Source organism: Chitinophaga alhagiae, assembly GCF_003568665.1.
GTDB classification, from domain to species: Bacteria; Bacteroidota; Bacteroidia; order Chitinophagales; family Chitinophagaceae; genus Chitinophaga; species Chitinophaga alhagiae.
Genome location: NZ_QXMH01000003.1, coordinates 170,504 through 187,756 on the forward strand (window position 1 = coordinate 170,504; position 17,253 = coordinate 187,756).

Genomic DNA, 17,253 nt, shown 5'->3' on the forward strand with positions numbered 1-17,253 from the left:
GCAATCCATACTTTTGATATTTTAGTTGATTTTCAGACACTTAGAAGGTGTTGTCGAAAACTAATTTTCTTAAGTCTTCCAAAAAATGGTTCGAAAATTGTCCCGACAGGACGACTAAAGAAAAAGAAGCCTGTTCAGGAAATGAGCAGGCTTCCTTGTTTTATTGGGCAGGAAATTCATCCTAAGCGCTAATGTCAAGTTTATAACCTTTGCCACGAATAACAACAATTTTGCTATTCGGATCGAGGTGCAGTTTTTTCTGATTTTTGATATTAACATGGGGTGTATCCTTACGATGGGAGCACCATTATCAGCTTTAACGATAAATAATACTAACACCCCAAATAAAGCGGCAAACAACAAGACAAGGCAGCTGTCAGATAGTAACCTATTACCTGTCATCCCGACCTTCACAAAATCCCATGCAATTGTGTTGTATTGCGCTCAACAGATCATCAACAGCCTGCTCTCCCCGGGATTTTCCTTTGGCGCACGATGAAGACAGGGAGGTACCTGACTTTCAGGATGGTCAACCGCCAACCTCCACAGGTTGCCAAGGCCTAGGCTTATAGTACATGCACCAGGCTTGGGTTGATAATGCAGATCAAAGAAATGTTCACTCAAAAATGATTCAAAGCCTTCATCTGCTCCATGATATAGCTTTTTGAGCTCATCCCGTATTTCCGGAATAAGCACTTTCTTCTGGCCTTGTGAATTGGGCAGTATTTCACTGGGTTCACCGTAGTAGGTACATAAAAAAGTATCGGTTGGTATGGGAGAACGGTCTACATGGAAGGAGTAAACATCTGTTGAAAAAAACGGGTAGGTGTCATCCCGATCATAGCATTTGATCACGTTAAGGCTGGGCAATGCGCCATGCGCTTTCAATAACTTCCAGTCCTTTAAAAGAATCTCCCGGGCAAGTTGCCCCTGTTCGCTCAATTGAAGTCCGCAAAGTTCCTCCTGTTCTATTTCCGTTATGTTCCCGCTGATCGCTACATTTTTAACGATCTCGGAAAAATCACCTATCAGTTTACGGGTCCAGCAAATTGCATTGATCGCTCCATTGAATGATGTAGAAACAAGGTCCTGAAAATTCGTGACATATTGAATTTGGCCTTCTACATGAGATAAATCTACCATATTGCTGATATAAATAAGCTTTTCTTCGACAACGAAGTACTGCTATTTTGGTCAAAACTGAAACTTTTCAAAAGTAGTCAGCTTTTCGATGAACTGGTGAGAACCTGGTCATCCCGACCAGAAGAAATAAAGCTCACGCAACTACGTGGGCTTTTTCTTTGGCACTAATGGAAGCAAGCAGGCTTGGTGCCCCTCACTGATCCCCCATGACAGATATACCACAGCAGTTTTCCAGATTTGAACAGAATCAAGCTATTGATTGTTACTTTGACAAAGGCCGGAAGAAACAAAAGAACTGATAAAGCATGTACTATGACCATAAAAAAAGCTTCGGCACCCCATCAGGCCGGCGCCATTGGCGTATTAACGCTGGCATTCAGTGTTGATCCGATGGCCCGGTGGTCTTTGCCGGACCCGGAAAGCTATCTAGCAATTTTCCCTTCTATTGTGAAGGCTTTCGGTGGAAGCGCGTTCGGGAAGGGAACGGCTTATATTGCCAATGACTTCGCCGGTGCTGCCCTATGGTTGCCGCCCGGTGTCAGGTCCGATGAAGAATCCCTAAAAAGACTGTTCGACGAGAACACTCCCGGCGCCATAAAAGAGGATATGCAGCGCATTTTTGAGCGAATGGAAAAATTTCATCCAACCGGGCCGCACTGGTACTTGCCGATGATAGGCGTAGACCCGGTATATCAGGGTGTGGGCGTAGGCTCCGCATTGATGACGGAAGCGCTCAAGGCCGTTGACCGTGACGGCGCAATCGCCTATCTCGAATCTTCAAATCCCGGGAACATTTCGCTATATCAGCGTCACGGTTTCGAGGTTATTGGCGAAATTCAATCTGGCAGCTCACCTGTTTTACGCCCTATGTTGAGAAGAGCGCAATGAAGTAACTATGCGGTCATCCCCGCAAATCAGGTATAAAAAACGCCCAGGTTGTTGCCTGGGCGTTTTTCTTTATAAAAGTTGCTTAAAAAATCTATCCCTAAAAATTCCGGTACTCGCCTGACAGGTACTTATTCGCCTCCTCTTCCTTGAAACGGGCATTCTTGCCATCCCAGTTCAGCGTTTGATTGGGGAATCGCGCCGCGATCACACCCAGCAAAATCACTTCCGTGAGCTTCGCCGCATAAGAGAAAGGCGCGCTGCATTTCGATTTGCCGAGACAGGCGTCCACAAATTCATGATAATGCTTGTCCCCTTCAATATCATAGCTCACAGTGGGTTTGCCCGCTGCTCCGCTGGGGTCAAATTTATTCAGATCGATCTTTTCGTATTTATTGTTGACGATCAATTTAGGCAACTGCATGAAATGGGGCAACAACAACCGCTGGCCATTTTCTCCAATGAACATGGCGCCCTGGTCAGGCAGCGTTTCCCCGCCGGGCAGTGCAAGCTCGTCCTGCAACTCCGGTGCGCCTTTGCCATCGTACCAAACCCACTCCAGCGTTTTGGCGGTATATTTTGTACCGGGGAAAACGTACGTTACATGGTTCTTTTCGGCATGCCCAAAATCGTTAGGCTGGCGGCATTCATTTTTTACGGTTAAAGGAACGCCTAACTTCAGTGCGTTGTACGGGGTATCGAAGATGTGAACGCCCATGTCACCTAAAGTACCGCAGCCGTAGTCAATACACCTGCGCCAGTTGCCCGGGTGATAGAAACCTTTTTTATACGGCCTTTCTTTTGCAGTGCCCAGCCACAGGTTCCAGTCCAGTCCTTCCGGTACCGGATCACTCCCTTCGGGTACCGGCCCATCATAGCCCCACACCTTGGGCGACCAGGCTATTACTTTCTTCACCTTGCCGATAATCCCTTTTTGAATGAGAATAGTAGCCAGCTTGTAATCATAGAAAGAGTGTACCTGGATGCCCATTTGCGTAACGAGTTTCTTATCGGCAGCTACGGCCTCCATTTTACGGGACTCTGAAATGTAGTGGGTCAACGGCTTCTGGCAATACACATTTTTATTCATCTCCATGGCCATCAGCGAAACAGGCGCATGCGCGTGATCAGGTGTTGACACAACAACCGCGTCGATCTCCCCGCCCATGCTTTTAAACATTTCCCTGTAGTCTGCAAAGATCTTGGCATTAGGGTACTTTGCCTTTACGGCGGTGATCTTGCTCAGGTCAACATCACAAAGCGCCACCACGTCTACAGACGGGTGAGAAGATATGCTCTTCAGATCGCTCACACCCATCATACCCAGCCCTACCTGGGCTATCCTTAATTTCTTATCAGAGCCGAACGCCATTGAGCGGAGCGGCAGAAAGAAAGCCAGACTTCCGGCTGCGGTGTTTTTAAGGAAACTTCGTCTATTCATTTGTTTGGTTTTTTTTCGGTTCTGGCGGTCCTCCAAATATAGTAAAGTAGAAAGAAAAAACACTATTATCCTCCACAAAAGGCTCAAAGCCTGAAAACACCCCTATACCGAAACCGCCCGTTCGGCGCCGCGTCTCCCTTATCCAGCCAGTGCATCGGCTCCCCGTCTGCCGGCACATTGTCGCACCACTTGAAATCAAGGGTAAAGCTGCCTCCTGAAATATTCAACAGCTTTTTGGGGACCTGCAGTTCCAGCTCATTCCCTTTCATCCGGTAAGGAATAGCGCCGATCTGCTCCCAGTTCCACCCACCTTTACACCGCGCAATGGAAAACTGCTGCGGCGCAGCACTAACCCCCAGCGCAAACTGAAAACCTTCCCATTCCGGCCCGTTGCCAACGCCTATATACAACCGCATCCAACCGGGATCTGGCGCTGTAAGCGGCGCGGCAGTCCGCACATAGAACGACACAAACTCCTCATCACTTGCCACCTTTGCCAGCACAATATCATTACGGCCAGTGTTGTTCACATATTCTTTGATCCGCCCCCATCCCGGGTGCTTGCGGTGGAAGGTATCCCCTTCATCGTCTTTAAACTCCGGTGTCACCGGCCGCCAGTCGGAAAAATTGCCATCAATGGCAATATCAAAACGTTTGTTTGATACGGGTAAACGGCGCGCCCCTTTATACCGCCGGATGTTGTCCACCAGCTGGTAATAGTAGTTATCCTGCAATGCACCTTTAACCGGCTCCCCGTCACGGCTGTATTCTTCGTTGTATTGGTCCACAAAAAAGGTATCGCCCTTCTTCCGGGGTTTCCCGATAAATTCCTTCGGCCCTTCGCCGTTGAAGCGCATGGCCACCCATTCGTTCCAGCCTGTTACGAACACAAATTCAGGGTCTGTTTCCAGGGCGCGCTTCCACTGCTCGGCAAAGTAGAGCCCTTCTGCGGAACGTTGCGCTTCCGGCTGCCGGCCGTTGTGGAAGCTGCGGCCGATGTTGGACACCGGGTGTTCTGCCATGGCCACGCTGATCTGCTCCGGCTGGTTGGGGAATTCATGCCAGCCATAGTTCTGCGGGGTATGGTCCAGCCAGGGCCATTTATCTTTCCCGTTCCCGAACCACTCCTGCCCGGTGCTCCAGGCCCAGGAACGGCGGATGGTGAAGAAAGCACGGGTCTCCGCCGTGGCCGCATCTTCCGGACAAAGCAGCAATGGCCTGCCCTTCCAGTAAAACCAGAGGCCGCGGAACTTGCCGGGCTTGTAAATGCTGTCATACAGCCGTTGCACGGTCTTTTCCGGGGCGGTATTCACTATAAAACTTAAGGCGGGCGTGCTCTTGCCCTCCTTTCGCATAGCCAGGAAGGTGTTGGCCAGTTTGGTTACCTGCGGCAGGTAGATAAAGGCATTGGTCACATCCAGTACCAGCACATCAACGCCTGCGTCTGACAGCATCTGGGCGTGTTTACGGATGATCCATTCATCTGTGGGGAGATAATAACCAAAGTAGGGCTCACTCCAGTAGTGCCAGGCCAGATGAGGGCCCCAGCGGGGATGATCGGGGTTAGCGGCGAGTATCTTCGTATTATCGTAGGGGCTTATAGTATCTGCGGGCAACTTGTCCATTACGCCCTCACCAGCGGCGGTACTGTCTGTATGGCGGTCATAGCCATGCGCGCCGTGCCATATAAAGTAAAAGATGCCCACATACCGGTGCTTGCGGATGGCGCCATTTTGTGTTCCGGTAACAAGGCTTCTGTTCAGGCCATCTACGGCCACCCACGTATCCGCACCGGATGAAGACACCAGTTGCCGCGTAGTGGCAGGGCCCGGGCTTTGTTGCGCCCGGGCCCCTTCCACTGAAAATATCAGAACAAACAGGGTAACATATTGTAGTGTATTGCTTGTCATAGCGCGTAATAACAACAAGTTACCACTCGCCAGAGAAAAATGCATCCTGTACCTACCTGAAGCGGCATTGTTTATGACGCCGCCCACTGCATCAGCAACCCGCAGAGGTACCCGCCGTAGTTGCCGAACACATACCCCAGCACCGCCAGCAGCACGCCCACCGGGGCCAATGCCGGGTGAAAGGCGGAGGCAATGAGGGAGGCCTGCACCGCGCCGCCCAGGTTGGCTTCACCCGCCACCGCAAAGAAAAAGTACGGTGCGCGGATCAGGCGGCCGGCAATCACCATGGCCAGGATGTGGAACATCAGCCAGATGAGGCCTACCAGCAGCAGCCCGTAATTCTCCACCACACTTACAATGTCCATTTGCATGCCCACTGCCGTAATGAAAAGATACAGGAAAACGTTGCCGGTACGCGAGGCGCCGGCGCCTTCCAGCCGCCGCAGGGGCGTAAACGAGAGTATTACGCCCAGCGTGGTGCATATGATCACCACCCAGAAGAACGAAGACGTAAGGCTGAACCTTTCCAGCACCGGGAAGTTTTGCTGTATGTAGGATACCAGCGGGTCGGCAAATAAATACGCCACGCCGCAGCCGCCAAAAGCTACTGCCAGTATCAGCAAAACGTCTGTTAATGCAGGTATTTTGGCGGTAGATAACTGGTAGGCTTCTATTTTTTCGCGTACCTCGTCCACATCCCGGTCATCTGCCCTGAAAAAACGGTTCAGCTGCCGGTTCTTCCCTACCCCGTACAACAGGATGGCCAGCCAGAGGTTGGCCACAATGGTATCGAGGATCACCATGGAAGAGAACAGCTGCGGGCTGGGCTTGAACACTTCGCTCAGTGCCGCCAGGTTGGCGCTGCCGCCTATCCAGCTGCCGGAAACGCAGGCCAGGCCGCGCCAAACGGCATCTTCGCCGGTGCCGCCTACCAGGGAGGGCGCAAACTGTTTTACGATCAGGATGGTGAGCGGCCCGCCAATGATCACGCCTACGGCGCCGGCCAGGAACATGGTGCCGGCTTTTTTGCGCAGCTTCCACAGCTCCCGCACGTCTACGCTCAGCGTAAACAGTACCAGGCCCGCGGGCAACAGGTATTTGGAAATGATCTCGTACACCCGGGAGCTTTCTCCGTTGATCACATTGGTGGTGTTCAGGATGCCGGGCAGAAAATACATGACCAGCAGCGGCGGACAGAAAAAATAGAATTTCTTCAGGAACCTGTTAGATGACGTGGAGGTGAGCTGCACCACGGCGGCAATTAGAACAAGCAACCCGAATACAACTACATCTTGCGTGATCAGCGGGGTGCGGGTGGTTAATACATCCATAATGACCTGACTCCTATTTTTTACGCAGGCCCAGGCCCGGTTGGTCTGATAAAATAATTCTTCCTTCTTTCAAGATCGGGTCTTCGTAAGGGTTGTTGGCCATCAGCCAGCTGCTGTCAAGGTCTACCCAGTCGCACAGCGGGGCAATGGCGGCGGCGCCCAGTATGGCCACGGAAGATTCTCCCATGCAGCCGATCATTACCTTCAGGCCCAGCGAGCGTGCTTTCTGAAGGATCTTGTACCCTTCCAGCATGCCGGTGCATTTAGACATTTTGATATTGATGCCATGGTATACGCCTTTGGCCTTTTCCACGTCCGCCAGGCGTTGTACGGCCTCGTCTGCCACCACGGGCAGCGGGCTGTGCTCGGTAACCCAGGCATTATCGTCCCGGCGGTCTGCGGCCATGGGTTGTTCAATAAAGATGGTATTGCGTTCTTTCAGCCAGTGGATCATATCCAGCGCTTCCTGGCGGTCCGTCCAGCCCTGGTTGGCATCTACGGTAAGCGGCTGGTCTGATTCGGAGCGGATGGCTTCTATGATCTCCCTGTCCCGCTCGCCGCCCAGTTTGATCTTCAGCAGCTTGAAGTCTGTGGCCTCGCGTACCTTTTTCCGGATCATGGCCGGCTCGTCCATGCCAATGGTGAAAGAAGTGATAGGCATGGTAGCAGGGTTGGCGCCAAACAGCTTGTAGCAGGGCTGGCCTGACATTTTCCCGTAAAGGTCATTGAGGGCAATGTCAATACCTCCTTTTGCCGCGGTGAGGCCGGGCCTTTTCTGGTCTACAAAGTCCATAATGGCCTGGCGGTTGTCCATATTCGGGAACTTTTCAAAATCGGGCGCCAGGGAGGTGTAGAAAGCTACCACATCATCTACCGTTTCATTAAAATAATATCCCGGGCTGGCCTCACCGGTACCGGTGTACCCGCCGTGCTCAATTGTTACATAAATAACGGTTTGGGAAAGCATGGTATGACCCGAAATAGTGAACGGGTATTTTTTCTTTAGTTCGAATTTTTCAAAGCTGAGTTTCATTCGTATCTGTTTTTTCAATTGACTGTTGTAATGTGCGGATCACCGCGCGCCCAGCTCCGCCAGGAAACGCGGCGTGCCGTTCTCTTTTGTTTTGTAGAAATAAATGCGGTTGGCCCTTGGCAGGCTGATAGACAAACGGGCCACCTTGCCGCCGCTCACCGTAAAATCATAGATGGCCCTGAGCCGGTGGTCAAAACCTTTGTAACCCACGTGCGTGCCGTTGTTGTAAACCGGCTCCAGCAGTACTGAGTCCGAGGGTGCGCGGTGCATCATCAGCGCTTTGCCATGTGGCTGAAGATAGATGGTCACATCACAGTCCTCACTATGGTAAGCTCCCGCCAGTTGCTGCTGCAAGGCGGGTGAAATGGTGCGGAACGTTACTTTCGTATACGCTGTGGCAGTGCCGCCCCGGGTGATCGTGAGCGACCCTCCTTTTTCAGCAAACTGATAGATCGCCTTGTCATACAGGAACCGGCCGCCCGGAAGGGCGTGCAGCGGCGCGCGGTATTGCAGCAGGCGGTTGTTGCGGACAAAGAACTGCAGTACGTCAGAACTGTCTGTTGTGTTGATATAGTTGCCTGTTTTGCCCGCCAGGTCTGCCGGGCGCGTGGGGATGGTGTCTTTTTCGGTGTAAGGAAGCGGATCGGAGGTTTCGCGGTCAAACAGGATGCTGAATATTTCGTTATTCAGCTCCGTGGTGGAGATCTCCTGGTTGTTGCCTACATAGCTCACGGCATAATCCCCTTGCGGGTAGTATGTGGTGAGCGCGCGGAACGCCGCCAGAAAGCCCGAATGGCTGATCTGCGTAATGCCTTTGATGTGCTTTACGTACACGCCGCCGTTGGCGTAGTCGCAAGTGTCACCGTTGTTGAGCACGTAGCGTTCCAGCCGCATTGTAGTGAAGGGATCATCCGGGCCGAAGTGATGGTTGACATACAGCAGCCATTTCTGCAGGTCCCCGGCGGTGGTGATAAGCCCCGCCGCGCCGTAGCTTTCATCCATCACGGTACCGGCCCTGAACGTTTTCCCCTCCAGGTAATAACCGGTGGCCCTGCCGGGCGTTACCACCCTGAAGCCTTTCCGGAAGAACGAGTGCGTCATGCCGGCGGGCGCCAGCAGGCTGTCCTGCACAAACCGGGAGAAGGGCATGCCGGTGAGCTGTTCTACGAGCCTGGCGGCAAGGTCGTACCCCGCATTGGTGTAAGAGAAACGTTCGCCGGGCGTATAGTTGAGGTTAGCCTGCCGGAAGATGGTCTGCAGCGCAAAGGCCTGGTCCATTAAACGGTAGCCGGTGGGCCAGCTGGTGAGGTAGGTCACGTTCCGCCAGTCTTTAAGCCCGCTGGTGTGCGTAAGGCATTGCCGCACGGTAATAGTGCGGCCATAGTTTGGCAGCTGCGGGAAATATTTGCGTATATCATCTTCCAGTTGCAGCTTTCCCTGCCTTACCAGCAAGAGCAGCGCCGTGGCGGTGAACTGCTTGGAGACCGATGCGGCCTCGAACAGGGTGGTATCGGTAATAGGCAGTGGCTGCTCCAGGTTGGCAACGCCAAAAGCCTTGTGAAAGATGTGCTGCCCCTGGCGGCTGACAATGAGCACGCCGCCCGGTTCTTGGTTGCTATAGGATGCCACCAGCCGGTTGAGCCGCTGCACCACACTGTCTTGCTGCTGCGCCCGCGCCTGGGAAAATGCCAGCGCGCCGGCCAGGCAGCATCCTATCCGGAGATATTTCAGGTTCATATCACTTCTTGTTAACAGGTTTTAGGTCCAGGTCATGAAAATCGAGGCTGACGTCTGTTAGCGGCGAAACGGCTTTCATCTTTACCGCATCGATCTTTCCTTCGGGCGTCAGTGAAAAAGTAACAAAGGCATCTCCGCGCACCTCGCGGTGGTCCCAGCGTACAATGAAGGTCTCATATTGCCAGTGCTCCAGCTTGCCGTAAAACACCGGCGTATGGCTGAATGTCATATGCAGGCCTCCATCTTTCATGGTGATGACAACATCTCCATACCAGGGATCGCGGTAGGTGCCGCAATATTTTTGGAGCGGCAATGCGGGCCTGGAGTTGGCGTCACGCACGCCCAGCGCCTGTTGCTCCAGTTGGGAAAAGCGGGCAAATTTGGCGTCTTCCTGCTTGCGGTAGCCCGCTATCCAGTCAAAGGGCGCCGTTTTCAGGTAATGGTCTGCAATATGCTGGATGATGGCGTTGTAAGCGTTGCCGGACTCCTGGTTGGTGAGTACGGTGATGCCCAGGTTGATTTCCGGGAACATCATCACGCAGGAAACAAAGCCGTCCAGCTTGCCGCCGTGGGTCACCACCTTGGCGCCGCGGTTCAGGTATACGCGGAAGCCCAGCGCATAGGCATTCAGCGATGTGCGCGCCGGCGCTATCCAGGCGGGTACGTTCAGCTCCGGCATGGGGTTGACGCCCTGCCACAGCAAGGTGGTGGTAGCGGGTTTAAACAGCGCCTTGCCTGTTGCCATCCTGCCGGAATCGAGCTGCAGCAGCATCCACTTTGCCATGTCGGTGGCGTTGGATACAATGCCGCCGGCGGGATTGGATTTATCGCTCATGCCTTCTTCAAAAAAAGTTTCCAGCACGCTGATATTCCCTTTGCTGTCCGGGATGTGCGATGCGGCAATGTTTGCCTCCTGCTGGAACAGGGAAAAGCGGTGCAGCGTTTCGCGCATACCGGCGGGCGTTAATATTTCCTGGCGGATGAAGTCTTCCCATTCCAGCCCGCTTACCGCCTTGATCACTTCCCCCGCCGCCAGGTACAGTACATTGTCATACGCATAGGCAGACCGGAAGCTGTTCACGAGCGGAAGGTGGCGTATCTTCTCCACAATTTCCCTGCGGGTAAAGGTGGTCACGGGGAACTGCATCAGGTCGCCCGCGTAAGGCGCAAGGCCGCTGTTATGCACCAGCAGGTCTTTGATGGTCAGCTCCCGCGTTACATAGGGATCAGACAGGCGGAACCAGGGCAGGTGATCGATCACCGGATCGTCCCACTTCAGTTGGCCGCGTTCGGCCAGTATGCCCAGGGCAGTAGCTGTAAAGGCCTTGGAGTTGGACGCTATGGGGAACAGCGTATGCTCGTCTACCCGCTGGCCGCCGCCCGTTTTCCTGATGCCGTAGCCTTTGGAGAGCACTACCTGCCCGTCTTTCACCACGGCAATGCTTAAACCGGGCACATGAAATACTTTCAGCACCTTTTCAATATAGGCGTCCAGGCCCGGCGGTAAAGTGGCCTGTTGCCGGGCGTATGCCGTGGCCGAGCAGGTCACTGCCAGGCAGCACAACACCAGCACTTTCCGGCAGGTGCTGCCGGTCAAATTGATCATACCTTTCATCATGCTTGATGGTTGAGTAAATGTTAAAACAGGTCCTGGTCCGGCCATACCGTACTGCTGCTGTTCACGGCCGGCCATATCAGGCGGTCAAGCGCGGTAGAGAACGCAGCGGTCGTATTCCGGGTGTTCAGCAATATAGACCAGCAGTACCCGTGGTACGTACGCACCAGCCAGGTGCGGGTGCCAGACAGGGAACCGCCGTGGTACCAGTTGTGGCTGATAGTGCTGATGCGGATACCGAACGCGTAGTTCGATATGGTGGAAGGCGTGCTCATGGTAGTGATGGTGGCCGGCGCCAGCATGTCCGGCACCGTGGTGAACCCGTCCGCATGCACCATAATGCGCAGCAGGTCTATAGCGCTGGCAATCCACGAGCCCGCGGCGCGCAACCTTGAAAAGGTATTGGTGGCATAGCCGTACGGGTTCTGGCCGCTCTGGCCGTAGTATTTCACTTCATGAGGCTTCCTGCCTGCCAGTGTGGCCACGCCTATCTGCATATTGGTAACACCGGCCGGCGTCAGCACGTTTTGCTGGATGAAGTCCACATAGGCCTGCCCGCTTACTTTTTCAATAATGCGGCCCAGTATCATGAAACCCAGGTTGGAGTAATCCAGGTTGGCGCCGGGCAAGGTGGCCAGCGGCCGGTTGTCTATGGCCCAGCCTATCAACTGGTCAATATTCAGCGTTGATTGCGCAAATGCGGGATCGTTGGAGGAATTGCCCCAGCCGCCGCCTTCGTGGCGCAGCAGGTGCTCTACCGTAATATCTTCCACGTAGGCCGGGTACGGGAGGCTGCCCAGCGTATCGCCCAGCAGGCCGCCGGTACCGAATACTTTATCCGTCAGCTCCAGCTCGTCGTCTTCCACCAGCTTCATGATGCCGATGGCGGTGATGAATTTGGACAGGCTGGCTATGCGGAACAGGCTGGCCGTGTCTACCGCTTCCAGCGTTTCCTGGTCGGCCAGGCCATAACCTTTGGCGTATACCAGCTTGCCGTCTTTAGTAACCGCAATGGACGCACCGGGCACATTGTACTGCGCCATAAAATTGGTGATCTGCGTGTCTATCACCGGCATGTCTGTTACCAGTGTTTGCGGGTCATTGGTGTCTGCCTTTACATCGGGCAGTGTTGGCGGCAGGTCTTTTTTGGAACAGGCCGCCAGCAGCAGCATGGCCAGCATCAGGCCGTACGGGCATAACTTTATATAACGGTTAGAATAGTACCAACGCATCTTATTGAGTTTTCAGTTAACAAATAATTACCGGGTCAACGCCAGCCAGGGTTTTGCTCCATGTTGGGGTTGGCGTTTATTTCATTGTACGGGATCGGCATAATGAAACGGTTATGCGGGTATGCATACGTGGTCTGCGCATCTGACTGGATGTTGATCACGTCCTTGCCTTTCCGGTTCAGATCAAACAGGCGGTTGCCTTCAAATGCCAGCTCTTTCCGCCGTTCCAGCAACACGCGGTCTACCAGTGCCTGGCCGCTGAGGTCTACCTCTGCCGCCTGCGTATCCGCGCGTTTAACGATGGTGTTCAGATCTTCCAGCGCGCCCGCGTGGCGGGAGGCGTCTGTGAGCGCCAGTTCAGCCCTGGCTTCCGCCCGTATCAGGTATATCTCCGCCTTTCTCAGCACTTTTGGATTATCGTCCTTGCTGCCAACGCCGTTAGGGTATTTTTTGATGAAGTACGCCTGCGGCTCTCCTCCCACGCGCACGCCGGGCACTATCAGCTGGCGGCGCACGTCTGTGGCCGTGTAGGTATCATACAGGTCTTGGGTGGCCAGCAGGTCCCCATAACCGTTCTGCTCCGTGAAATACCCGATGCCGTCCGAACCGGAATTGCTGGTAGAAGTATTGCCTATTTCGAGAATAGATTCCGCGGTGAACTTGGCGGCCCAGCCGGCTACATAGTTCTGGTTCTGCAGCAGGGAGTAGCTGGTGTTGTCGATCACCTTGGTGGCGTACAGTTCCGCATTCACCCAATCTTCCTGGTACAGGTATACTTTGGCCAGCAGCGCCTGTGCGGCCGCAAGGGTAAAGCGGCCGTTCTTTTTGGCGTTGCCCAGCAGCGATTCCGCCTGCTTCAGGTCTGTGATGATCTGCTGATAGCTTTTATTCACGGTTTCGCGGACCGGGTAAATGATCTGGCTGGCGGGCTCTGTATAAATGGGGATGCCGGGGTGGGAAGCGTCTGCCGTAAAACGGTACGGCTGCGCAAAGAACCGCACCATGTCAAAACATGCCAGGGCGCGGCAGGCATATAGTTCCCCCATTACCTGGTTGGCCTGCGCCTGTTCGGCGGCGGAGAAACTGATAGCCCGGCCGGCCGCCAATGCCAGGTTGGCATTGGCAACCACCTGGTTCATCAATTGCCAGGCGCCGGTAATATAGGAGTCTCCGTTAGTAACAGTAAAACGGTCTTCGTTCAGGTACCGCCCTGAATTTTTGATGCTGACAAAGCTGTTGTCAGACATCAGCTCGGGTATCACCGTGAACGTACGGTTATAGTAATTGGACTGCTTGAAGAGGCTGTACACCCCGGTAGAAGCCGTGGTAAGCGATTCAAGGTCGGATATATGATCAAAGTCTATTGCCTGCGGGTTTTTCAGCTCCAGGAAGCTCTTGCCGCAACCGGACAGCAGCACTGCCGCCCCGGCCAATATTAGAAACGCACATGTATGTAGAGTTCGCACTACCCTAGCTGTAATAATTTCCATAAACAATGTATTGATGGTTTATAGTGATAAGTTGACGCCCACCGCATACTGCCGTGAAATGGGCAGATTCTGGTCAAGAATGCCGCTGATGTCCACTTCGGGATCATAAGGCAGGTAAGGGTCGCGGATGTAGGTGTACAGGTTGTTACCCCTGACATATACCTGCGCTCCTTTCACTACCTGTGTGAGCGGGCCTCTCAACGGCACCTGGTAAGAGAGCGTCACTTCCCGCAGCCTGATGTAGCTGCCATCGTACAGGAAGCGGGTGGAAGACTGGCCGGTAAGCCCTGACTGGGTGCCACGGTACATGATCTTGGGATACTTGGCATTGTCTCCCGGCTGTTTCCAGTGGTTGTTGTAGGTCATACGGCTCATCTGCGCTGTTTCCGCCAGCCCTGCCGAACCGTCTGACTGGGTATATTGCCCCCAGTTGTCATAGATATAATTGCCCCAGTTGAAATAGATGAGGGCGGACAAGGACAGACCTTTGTACGTGAAGGTATTGGTAAACCCGCCAAAGAACCTGGGCAATGCGCTCATCCCTTCCTGCTTGAAGGGGGCTGCCTGGTTGAATACATTGGTGGTAGCGCTTTTGGATGCATTGGTATACCAGAGCGCCTCGCCTGTTTGCGGGTCTACGCCGGCATAACCGCGCAGGTAGAACTGGTAGAAATCCCCGCCTATCTGCCGCAGGTACACGCCCTGCACCTTGCTGGAATCCTGGTATTTGAGGATCTTGTTCTTTTGCGTGGAGATGTTAAAGCTGCTGTTCCATGCAAACCCGCCGGCCACTTTCGGTTTAACCGGTTGCCCGTTGAGGGTAAATTCCCAGCCGTAGTTCTTCATGGAGCCTACGTTGAAGTTCAGGGAGCCTACGCCGTTTTCCATGGGCACGGGCATGTCCTGGAACAGCTTGTCCGTACGGCGGGTGTACCAGTCAATGGCGCCGGAGAGGCGGCCGCGGAAGATCTCGAACTCCAGCCCAACGTCCAGCGGGCGGTTCTCTTCCCAGGTAAGCGTACCGCTTTCTATCTGCGCTATGATGAAGCCGGGATTGTTCATGTAATTGGCGCCGCCGAGCAGGTAGCCTTGCGCGCCGTAGTACTCTCCCAGCTGGCTGCCGCTGAGGCCATAGCTCACCCGCAGTTTCAGCAGGTCTACCCAGCTAACGCCCGTCATGAAGTTTTCCTTGTCTATGTTCCAGGCGCCGCCGGCAGACCAGAAGTTGGCCCAGCGCACCAGGCTGCCGAAACGGGATGAGCCGTCTCTCCTGCCGGTAAGGTTCAGGTAATATTTCTGATCGTAATTAAAGCTGGTATTGACGAAGTAGGAAGCCAGGGTGGCCGCTGCCTTGTAGCTCCAGGCAATGAAAGGCTCGGAAGCGTTGCCGAGGGTATACAGGTCTTCGGCGGCAAAATTGTTGGCTTGCGTGCTCACCCTCTTCAGGTTACGCCGCGCGGCTTCCTGCCCAACCGTGGCGTTGATGCCCAGCCCGCCTAATTGTTTGTTGAACTTCAGGAGGTTGGAAACCGTCCAGTTATGCCACAGGGTGCTGTATTCAGATCCCCTGCCGTTGGTGCCCCGGCCGTCCGGCCAAAGCGGGCTCCAGTAGCGGTAATCATCGGAGTAGTGCAGGTCTATGCCTACTTTTGATTCGGCAGACAGGTAGTCTGTCAACTGCAGTTGCGCGCCTATGTTGCCGATGGCCTGGTAAATGCTGGTCTCATACTTGTTTTCGTTCCTCACCACTTCCGGGTTGTGGGTGATCAGCGGGTTGTAGTCCCCGTTTTCCGTATAGGGCGAGAGCCAGGGTACCAGCCTGTACAGGCCGCGTATGGGGTTTTGCCCCAGGCCCGCTGCGGGTACGGTGCTCAGCCGTTGCGATGCCAGGTTCATGGAACCGTTGAAGCTCAGCCGGTTGCTTGCCTTGTGGTTCACGGAAAGCCGGCCGGTTTTCCGGTCAAACCACTGTCCGCGGGTAACGGCATCCTGTTTATAATACCCTCCTGAAAGGAAGAACTTCGTTTTATCGTTACCGCCGGAAGCAGACAGGTTGTACTGCTGGTACTGGCCGGTTTGCGTGATCACGTCCATCCAGTCCGTATTCACGTCGGGCTTCAGGCCCTGGCTCACCAGGTAATCCAGCGCGGCGTCTGGCGTGGAGATGTTGTTGACATTCCGGTTGATCACCCCTTCTATCAGCATGGAGGTCATTTCCGCTGTGTTCAGCGGTTTGTTGCGGGCGGAAGTGGCCATCTGGTTAACACCGTAATTGGCGGATGCGGATATTTTTGTTCTGCCCGCCGCACCTTTTTTGGTGGTGATGAGAATAACGCCGTTGGCGCCCTGCGACCCGTAAATAGCCGCTGCGGAGGCGTCTTTCAGCACGGTGATAGACTCAATGTCATTGGGATTGATGCCTGCGCCGGAGTTGGAAGAGGTGGCCAGCGTGGTAATTTCCTGGGTAAGCATCGGCACGCCGTCTACCACGTACAAAGGCGTATTGATACCGCTGAAAGAGCTGATGCCCCTGAGCCGTACGGTGGGCGCGGCGCCCGGCTGGCCGGTAGATTCCATCACCTGCAGACCGGCTACGTTGCCCTGGAGGGATTGCTGGTAGGACGGGCGGGAGCGGTCTTCCAGCTGCTCGCTTTTCACGGTGGTGGCGGAGCCGGTATAGGAAGCGCGGCTTTGCGTGCCGTAAGGCACTACCAACACTTCATCTATCTGCCGTGCCGCTGGCTTCATGATCACGGTGATCTCACCTTCTGCCGTGCGGGTAACAGCGGCGTCTTTACCGCCGCTCAAACGAACGGCGCCGTTCTGCTGGAAATGGGCCGTCAGCTCCTGGGTGGCATAGCCCACAAAAGTGATCACGATCACCGCGCCTTCCCGCACGCCGTTCAGCTGGAAACGGCCCTGCTCGTTAGACTGCGCTCCTTTGGAACTGCCCTTGATAAAGATGCTGGCGCCCCATACCGGCTCTCCTGCCGGCGTAATGAGCCTGCCCGTAATATCTCCTCTTACAGAATCGGCCGCGGCGGCCTGGCGGAAGGAAGAGGCTGCGTTCCGGGACAGGATGATCGTTTTGTTCACGATCTTGTAGGAAACGGGCTGGTCTTTCAGGCATAGTTTCAGCACGTCTTCCAGGGGACTGTTGTTCACCTGTACGGTAACGCGCTGCGCTTGCCGTATATCACTGTCAAAGTAGACGAAGTTGTACCCCGTCTGCTTCTTGATTTCCCGGAAAACGCGGGAAATGGGCGCGTCTTTTTCGTTAATGGTGAGTATCTGTGTGTATCCTCTTGCACTAGCGGAAAGACAGCCGATCAGTAAAAAGACCGTAGACAGTTTCATGGCTCGGATCACATTGTGTTTAAAAATTTCTTGAAGAAGGGTGACGCGTGGAAGCGTATTGCGCCATCTTCTGACAGGC

General features: G+C 54.2%; 11 protein-coding genes. 1 reads left to right on the forward strand and 10 read right to left on the reverse strand.

The features are described 5' to 3' along the window. Positions 1 to 444 precede the first annotated feature (444 nt). Positions 445 to 1,143 carry a DUF1826 domain-containing protein gene (locus D3A97_RS17095; protein WP_119079750.1) on the reverse strand — a complete coding sequence of 233 codons (699 nt, stop codon included), beginning with the start codon at positions 1,141 to 1,143 and terminating at the stop codon, positions 445 to 447. Positions 1,144 to 1,455: 312 nt separating this feature from the next. Between D3A97_RS17095 and D3A97_RS17100 the strand changes: the two genes are divergently transcribed. Further along, positions 1,456 to 2,031, forward strand: a complete 576-nt coding sequence (locus D3A97_RS17100) for a GNAT family N-acetyltransferase (protein WP_119080151.1) — start codon at positions 1,456 to 1,458, stop codon at positions 2,029 to 2,031. A 97-nt stretch (positions 2,032 to 2,128) separates the two neighbouring features. Here D3A97_RS17100 and D3A97_RS17105 read toward each other — a convergent pair whose 3' ends face one another. From D3A97_RS17105 to D3A97_RS17145, 9 genes are all read right to left on the reverse strand, one after another. Further along, on the reverse strand, positions 2,129 to 3,469 hold the full coding sequence (locus tag D3A97_RS17105) for a Gfo/Idh/MocA family protein (protein WP_119080152.1): 1,341 nt from the start codon (positions 3,467 to 3,469) through the stop codon (positions 2,129 to 2,131). Between the two features lie 83 nt (positions 3,470 to 3,552). Further along, positions 3,553 to 5,379: a glycoside hydrolase family 71/99 protein gene (locus tag D3A97_RS17110; RefSeq protein WP_119079751.1), complete on the reverse strand. Its 1,827-nt coding sequence runs from the start codon at positions 5,377 to 5,379 to the stop codon at positions 3,553 to 3,555. A 71-nt stretch (positions 5,380 to 5,450) separates the two neighbouring features. Next, positions 5,451 to 6,710 (reverse strand): DUF819 family protein, encoded by a 1,260-nt coding sequence (locus tag D3A97_RS17115; protein WP_119079752.1) that lies wholly within the window; start codon positions 6,708 to 6,710, stop codon positions 5,451 to 5,453. A gap of 13 nt (positions 6,711 to 6,723) precedes the next feature. Continuing rightward, the gene (locus D3A97_RS17120; protein ID WP_119079753.1) at positions 6,724 to 7,743 is read right to left on the reverse strand and encodes a dipeptide epimerase; all 1,020 of its coding nucleotides are present in this window, start codon (positions 7,741 to 7,743) and stop codon (positions 6,724 to 6,726) included. A gap of 39 nt (positions 7,744 to 7,782) precedes the next feature. Further along, on the reverse strand, positions 7,783 to 9,480 hold the full coding sequence (locus D3A97_RS17125; RefSeq protein ID WP_119079754.1) for a serine hydrolase domain-containing protein: 1,698 nt from the start codon (positions 9,478 to 9,480) through the stop codon (positions 7,783 to 7,785). Position 9,481: 1 nt separating this feature from the next. Continuing rightward, complete coding sequence (locus D3A97_RS17130; RefSeq protein WP_198674039.1) at positions 9,482 to 11,098, reverse strand: serine hydrolase; 1,617 nt, start codon at positions 11,096 to 11,098, stop codon at positions 9,482 to 9,484. Between the two features lie 20 nt (positions 11,099 to 11,118). Further along, positions 11,119 to 12,327 (reverse strand): serine hydrolase domain-containing protein, encoded by a 1,209-nt coding sequence (locus tag D3A97_RS17135; RefSeq protein WP_119079756.1) that lies wholly within the window; start codon positions 12,325 to 12,327, stop codon positions 11,119 to 11,121. 35 nt (positions 12,328 to 12,362) lie between these two features. After that, entirely contained in the window at positions 12,363 to 13,760 is a 1,398-nt protein-coding gene (locus D3A97_RS17140; protein ID WP_198674040.1) for a RagB/SusD family nutrient uptake outer membrane protein, read from the reverse strand. Positions 13,761 to 13,835: 75 nt separating this feature from the next. Continuing rightward, positions 13,836 to 17,174, reverse strand: a complete 3,339-nt coding sequence (locus D3A97_RS17145; RefSeq protein WP_198674041.1) for a TonB-dependent receptor — start codon at positions 17,172 to 17,174, stop codon at positions 13,836 to 13,838. Positions 17,175 to 17,253: the final 79 nt, after the last annotated feature.

Excerpts from the sequence above, each read along its gene's own strand:
- D3A97_RS17100 (WP_119080151.1), top strand. The coding sequence starts at position 1,456 with ATGACCATAAAAAAAGCTTCGGCACCCCATCAGGCCGGCGCCATTGGC.
- D3A97_RS17145 (WP_198674041.1), bottom strand. The coding sequence starts at position 17,174 with ATGAAACTGTCTACGGTCTTTTTACTGATCGGCTGTCTTTCCGCTAGT.
- D3A97_RS17135 (WP_119079756.1), bottom strand. The coding sequence starts at position 12,327 with ATGCGTTGGTACTATTCTAACCGTTATATAAAGTTATGCCCGTACGGC.
- D3A97_RS17095 (WP_119079750.1), bottom strand. The coding sequence starts at position 1,143 with ATGGTAGATTTATCTCATGTAGAAGGCCAAATTCAATATGTCACGAAT.
- D3A97_RS17110 (WP_119079751.1), bottom strand. The coding sequence starts at position 5,379 with ATGACAAGCAATACACTACAATATGTTACCCTGTTTGTTCTGATATTT.
- D3A97_RS17105 (WP_119080152.1), bottom strand. The coding sequence starts at position 3,469 with ATGAATAGACGAAGTTTCCTTAAAAACACCGCAGCCGGAAGTCTGGCT.
- D3A97_RS17130 (WP_198674039.1), bottom strand. The coding sequence starts at position 11,098 with ATGATGAAAGGTATGATCAATTTGACCGGCAGCACCTGCCGGAAAGTG.
- D3A97_RS17125 (WP_119079754.1), bottom strand. The coding sequence starts at position 9,480 with ATGAACCTGAAATATCTCCGGATAGGATGCTGCCTGGCCGGCGCGCTG.
- D3A97_RS17120 (WP_119079753.1), bottom strand. The coding sequence starts at position 7,743 with ATGAAACTCAGCTTTGAAAAATTCGAACTAAAGAAAAAATACCCGTTC.
- D3A97_RS17115 (WP_119079752.1), bottom strand. The coding sequence starts at position 6,710 with ATGGATGTATTAACCACCCGCACCCCGCTGATCACGCAAGATGTAGTT.